Origin of the sequence: Mesorhizobium sp. M7A.F.Ca.CA.002.09.1.1 (assembly GCF_003998555.1) — a bacterium.
Lineage (GTDB): Bacteria > Pseudomonadota > Alphaproteobacteria > Rhizobiales > Rhizobiaceae > Mesorhizobium > Mesorhizobium ciceri.
The window spans coordinates 1-5,770 of the sequence record NZ_RZRR01000297.1; the positions used below are offsets into that span (position 1 = coordinate 1).

The following is a 5,770-nucleotide window of genomic DNA, read 5'->3' on the forward strand; positions in this document are numbered from 1 at the left end:
GTCGCGGCCGTTCTCGATCGCGGTGACGGTCAAGGCGCAGGCGGGCAGCACCGGTACGCGCTGGATGTTCGACCATCTGACGCCCGGTTCGCACGTCAAGGCCTATGGGCCGACCGGCGACTTCTCGCTGCACAGCCACCCGGCCGCCAAATACCTGTTCATTTCGGCCGGTTCCGGCGTGACGCCGATGATGTCGATGCTGCGCTGGCTGAACGACTGCGCGCCATGGACCGATGTCGGCTTCGTCAACTGCGCGCGCCGCCCGGAAGAGATCATTTTCCGCAAGGAGCTCGAACTGCTCGGCAGCCGCATGCCTGGGCTGTCGCTCGGCTTCATGATCGAGGAGCGGTCGAGCCGCGAGGGCTGGTTCGGCCATATGGGCCGCATCGACGCGATCCGGCTGCCATTGCTGGCGCCCGATTTCCGCGAGCGCGAGATTTTCTGCTGCGGCCCCGATCCTTTCATGCGCGCCGTGCGCGGCATGCTGGACGCAGCCGGCTTCGACATGGCGAAATACCATCAGGAAAGCTTTGCCGCGCCTGCCGTGGAGGAGATCCCGGCGCCGTTCTCGCCGCCGGCGGAAGACGGCGCCGCTGCCACCGTGGAGGCCGTGACACCGATCCGGTTCTCGCATTCCGATGTCGATGCCGAATGCGTCGCCGGCCAGACCGTGCTGCAGACGGCACGCGCCTCGGGGGTGCGGATTCCCGCCGCCTGCGAGTTCGGCCTGTGCGGCACCTGCAAGGTGAGGAAGGTCGCGGGCGACGTCGAGATGAGCCACAATGGCGGCATCCTCGATCACGAAATCGAAGACGGCTTTATCCTCGCCTGTTGCTCGAAGCCGCTTTCGGCGCTTGAAATCGAGGCGTGACCGGCAGGCACGGTCAGAGGCTGTCCATGCCCGCGCGGCCTGCAGCTGCGCTCGGCCGGGCCTACGCCATCTTGCCAAAAACCCTGCAAATGGTTAGACGCCTGCAACGGTGGGGTTGACCGTAGGGCCCGAAGATCATCTCCGCGGCCTGCTTCGGCGGGGAGCAAACATGCGACAATCCGGCGTATATGCCATTGCCAGCAAGGATATCGTCTTTGAATCCTTCGATGGCGAAGCCGTCGTTCTCGACCTGACCACCGGTAAATATTTCGGCTTCTCTGATTCAGGCAGCAGGCTTTGGGATGCACTGTCGTCCGGCGTGCCTGCCTCCGAACTGGTCGGCGCCGCGACCGGGATTGGCGCCCTCGATGCCGCCGCGATTGACGGCTTTGTTTCACAATTGCTCGAATTCGGTTTGCTGGCGGCCGCAACCGATGGCGTGGCAAGACCGGTTCCCAGCGAATTGCTGGCTCAGCTCGCCGCTGCCGGCGAGCCCCTCAAGGTCGACATCCATGACGACCTTGCCGACCTCATTGTCGTCGATCCCATCCACGAGGTCGAGGAGCCCCTCGGCTGGCCCGCAGTGAAGCAGGCCAACTGAGGCGCGCCAGGCTCTCGTTGCCGGACGGCTCCGGAACAGGCAGACCATGCCGAACGTCACTCTCGAAAACCTGACTGACTACGCACGTCATGTCCTGGCGCAAGCGCAGAGCAGCGCCGCGCATTATCCACTGACCTGCAAGGTGGGTTTGCCGCATCTGGAGTTGACCGCTCATGTGAGTGCCGGCGCGTTGGCGGATGCCTTCGCTCATGGCTTTGTCACGGCTGCGGACAACCGAGCGCCTGCCGACATCTGCCGCATCTTCGTCGCACATCCCGGCATTGACGGCATCGCGGCACCGGCCAGATGGGGCCAAGGACCCTTCACGCAGCATGGCTTCGCCACCAGGCTGGCGGAAGCCGGATTGCGCGGCAACCATTTCCACGACCTGGATTTCTGGCAGTTCTATGATCCGCAACGTCGCGTTGGCGTGCAATTGATGGCCTCGGCCGATGCCTTTCCACCGTGGGAGCCGGGAGCGCCGCTGCGCCCCTTCCTCCATTGGGAATATGCGGCACGTGGCATGCGGCTGGCCCATGCGGGGACGCTCGGCACCAAAGGCAGGGGCGTACTGCTGGCCGGCGCGGGCGGCGCCGGGAAATCCGGGACCGTCGCCGCCGGCCTCCTCCACGGGCTGGACAGCGTCGGCGACGATTATGTGCTGGTCGACCTCTCCAACGGCGTGACTGCCCGCCCGTTGTTTTCAACACTCAAGCAGGATCCCCAGGGATTCGCGCGACTTGGGCTGGATCACCGGCTGCCAGCTCATAGCCCGCTCAACTGGCAAGGCAAATATGCTTTTCACATTCATGACATCGCGCCCCGGCCGGTGCCTGAAACCCTGGACATCGTTGCGCTGCTGGTGCCACATATCGGCGGAGGCGGGGCAAGTTCGATCGTGCCGGTGTCGCGGAGGGATGCCATGATTGCCTTGGCGCCGTCCGGCATAGCGCAGATGCCGGGCGAGCGGGAGAGCGGCTTTCGCTTCTTCAGCGACCTGACCCGCCTGCTGCCATGCTATCGTCTGTCGCTGGGGACGCAGCCACAGGAGATAGCCGGCACGATTGCGGACTTTCTTGTGCGGGGCGCTTCGTGAAACTGAGCGTGATAATGCCCGTCTATAACCGTGAACGCTATGTCGTTTCGGCATTGCGCTCGCTGGTGCGGCAGCGGGACGCCGCCGATCTCGACATCATCGTCATCGACGACGGTTCGACCGACGGCTCTGCTGAGGCCGTACGCTCGATGATGGGCGAAAACCCCTGCATCCGACTCTTCCAGCAATCGAACATGGGCGTGGCCAGGGCGCGCAACGCCGGGCTGCGGCAACTGCCGCCGGATGCGGAGTTCGTGTCATTCCTGGATTCTGACGACATCTCGCTGGCCGGACGGTTCAAGGCCGATCTCGCCCGCTTCGAGGCTACCTCCGGGCTTGAGCTAACCTATTCGCTGATGACGCTGGTCGACCGGATCGACGACGAGAAGCTCGAGCCGGAGGCGGACTGCTGTACCATGACGCTTCGCGGAATTTCGCTGAGCACCGCTCTCTTCAGTCGAACGCTTGTCGATCGCATCGGCCATTTCGACGAGGACTTTGAGCAGTCCGAGGACACGGATTATCTGTTGCGAGTCTTCGAAACCGGTCCGCGCTACGAATTGCCGAACACCGTCGCGATCTACTACCGACGCCACGCCGGAAATGTCACCAAGGAACATAGCGGCAGGGTCCGCAACCACTTGCGTGCAATCCACAAGTCGATGCGGCGGCGCAAGGCCGATCCGTCACGGCGAGAGGTCCAGGGCATCTTCGAATTGAAGAGTCCCGCCGATTGGCGGATGCCATGATGCTCGAGACAATCGGCTCGGATCAGCCAAGCCCGCAACGCTGCTGGAGACGCCGATGAGGCTGAGCGTCATCATGCCGGTCTACAATCGCGAACAATTCGTTGGCCTGGCGCTGCGCTCGTTGCTCAGGCAGCGCGAAGACATCGATCTCGACATCATCGTCATCGACGACGGGTCGACCGATGGCTCGGCAGCCGTCGTACGGTCGTTGATCGACGAGGCCCCATGCATTCGTCTTTTCCAGCAGATCAATGGCGGGGTCACCAAGGCGCGCAATGCCGGGCTGAAGCAGTTGCTGCCGCAGACGCGTCTGGTGTCGTTTCTCGATTCGGACGACATCTCCCCGATAGGCCGCTTCAAGGCGGATCTCGCCTGCTTCGAAGAGGATCCTGGCCTCGAGCTGACCTATTCGCGCATGACGCTGGTCGACAAGATAGATGGCGAGACACTGGAACCGGCCGCCGACAGCCACTCCATCACCGTGCGAGGGATCCACCTGTCCGCCGGGATCTTCGCGCGAGACCTCATCGAGCGCACCGGTGGTTTCGACGAGGATTTCAAACAGGCCGAGGACACCGACTATCTGTTGCGTATCTTTGAGAGCCAGGCAAAATACGTTATGCCCGATACGGTGGCTCTCTATTACAGGCGTCATCCCGGCAACATGACCAAGGAAGCCGATGTGCCCTTTCGCGAGTTCATGCGCGCCATTCACAAGTCGATGAAGCGTCGCAAGGCCGATCCCAGCTTGCGCCGGGTGGAGGGGATCTTCGACTTCAAGGATCTCGCGCAGTGGCGGTTCCTTTGATGGCAGGCTACGGCGTCGTCATTCCGGCTTTCAACGCGGCCGCCACCATAGGCGCTGCCCTGAACTCCGTTCTGGCCCAGACGGCAAAAGCGGAGGCCATCGTCGTGGTCGATGACGGTTCGACCGACGATACGGCCGCGGTGATCGATGCGATGAACCTGCCGGTGACGGTGCTGCGACAGGACAATGCCGGACCCGGCAGCGCAACGACCCGTGGCATTGCGGCACTCTCGACGCCGCTCATCGCGACGCTCGATGCCGACGATTTGTGGCTGCCGGACAAGATCGAACAGCAACTGGCCTATCTCGGCCGTCATCCCGGGACAGCGGGCGTCTTTACGCACTGGCGGACGTTTCGCGGCGACAGCCCCGATTTGCCCGATGCGGCCAGTGGAGCGGGCTGGTCGCGCACGACGATGATGATCCGCCAGGAGGTGGTGCAGAGCGTCGGTCCCATCATCGACCCACCAGGCGGTCGCGGCGAGATGATCGACTGGATCGCCCGGGTTCGTGAGGCAGGCTTTGTACTTGCCATGCTCGACGACGTGCTTGCATTGCGCCGCATCCGTCCGGGCAGCCTTTCCTACGGCCGCGATCCGGCACGCGACCGGGGCTATATCCAGGTCGCAAGGCTCGCCATGCAGCGGCGGGCCCAGAACAAGGCGGGCTCCAGTTGAACGCCAGGCCTGTTCGCCGCATCAGCCGCCGCTTCCCGGACTATGGCTGGTCGTGGCCCACCGGCCAGTTGGACCTGTTGCTGAAGGCGGCGCTGCTCTCCGATGAGGACGCAGCCGCTGCCTGCGCCGCGCGCTGGCTCGACGAGAACGACATCGACCTCGTCTCGTTTCGAGAACATCGTCTGCTCGCCGCCATCTCCGACAGGTTCGGCAGAAAACTGGCCGGGCATACCGCGCACCCGCGCCTCGTCGGCCTGCAGAAGATGCTGTGGACGAAGTCGCGCATGGCGATGCGCGAGGCCGAGCCGACGCTGAAGGCGATGGCCGACGGCGGCGCCGACATCATGCTGATCAAGGGCGCCAGCCGCATTGCCTTGAACGCGTCGGCGCAGCGTGGTCGGGTGGCGCATGACATCGACATACTGGTGCGCCCGCGCGACATGGCTGCCGTCTTCGACATCTTGCGCGACCGCGACTGGCAGATCGCCTCGGGCGTCAGCGCGCAATATCTGCGAACCCGGTTGGCGTCGCTGCGGTCGATGAACTTCTTCAAGGGCCGTTTCGGCGACATCGACCTGCACCAGCTCGGCTATGATGGGTCGCAGACGAGCGCGGAAGACGACCTGGCGATCTGGCAACGGGCGGTCCCGGCACAATTCAGCGGCGTCGCGGTCTTCGTGCCATCGCCGGCCGATCGCATGGCACTGGCCATCGCCCATGGCGGCCTCGACGCCCACACCCACAGCGACTGGCTTGTCGACTGCGCGGTCGCCATCCATGCCGAAGACGTCGATTGGGGGATGTTCCTCGACATCGTCGGAAGACGCGGCCTGGCGGTTCCAGCGGCGGTGGCGTTATCCTATCTGGCGTTCGAGATCGGCATTCCGGTGCCGGAACGGACAATGGCCAGAATCTTCGAGATGGCCGACCGGGCTGGCCTGTCGCGTTGGTCGTCGGTTCTGCAAGCC

Annotated in this window: 7 protein-coding genes; all 7 read left to right on the plus strand. The window is 64.0% G+C overall.

All coding sequences use genetic code 11. The annotated features are described in order from the left end of the window. Positions 1-871, plus strand: an 871-nt coding sequence (locus EN994_RS14910; RefSeq protein ID WP_164745929.1) for a hybrid-cluster NAD(P)-dependent oxidoreductase, incomplete at its 5' end; no start/stop codon positions are given. 169 nt (positions 872-1,040) lie between these two features. Continuing rightward, positions 1,041-1,472: a PqqD family protein gene (locus tag EN994_RS14915; protein ID WP_013528271.1), complete on the plus strand. Its 432-nt coding sequence runs from the start codon at positions 1,041-1,043 to the stop codon at positions 1,470-1,472. A 46-nt stretch (positions 1,473-1,518) separates the two neighbouring features. Continuing rightward, entirely contained in the window at positions 1,519-2,568 is a 1,050-nt protein-coding gene (locus tag EN994_RS14920) for a hypothetical protein (RefSeq protein WP_063169809.1), read from the plus strand. Further along, positions 2,565-3,317, plus strand: a complete 753-nt coding sequence (locus tag EN994_RS14925) for a glycosyltransferase family A protein (protein WP_063169808.1) — start codon at positions 2,565-2,567, stop codon at positions 3,315-3,317. Before EN994_RS14920 ends, EN994_RS14925 begins: the two co-directional genes overlap by 4 nt. A gap of 55 nt (positions 3,318-3,372) precedes the next feature. Beyond that, on the plus strand, positions 3,373-4,125 hold the full coding sequence (locus tag EN994_RS14930) for a glycosyltransferase family A protein (protein ID WP_063169807.1): 753 nt from the start codon (positions 3,373-3,375) through the stop codon (positions 4,123-4,125). Then, positions 4,125-4,802 (plus strand): glycosyltransferase family A protein, encoded by a 678-nt coding sequence (locus EN994_RS14935; RefSeq protein WP_063169806.1) that lies wholly within the window; start codon positions 4,125-4,127, stop codon positions 4,800-4,802. Before EN994_RS14930 ends, EN994_RS14935 begins: the two co-directional genes overlap by 1 nt. After that, positions 4,799-5,770 (plus strand): nucleotidyltransferase family protein (locus tag EN994_RS14940; RefSeq protein ID WP_127307620.1); only part of this gene is annotated, 972 nt, incomplete at its 3' end. The genes EN994_RS14935 and EN994_RS14940, both read left to right, overlap by 4 nt.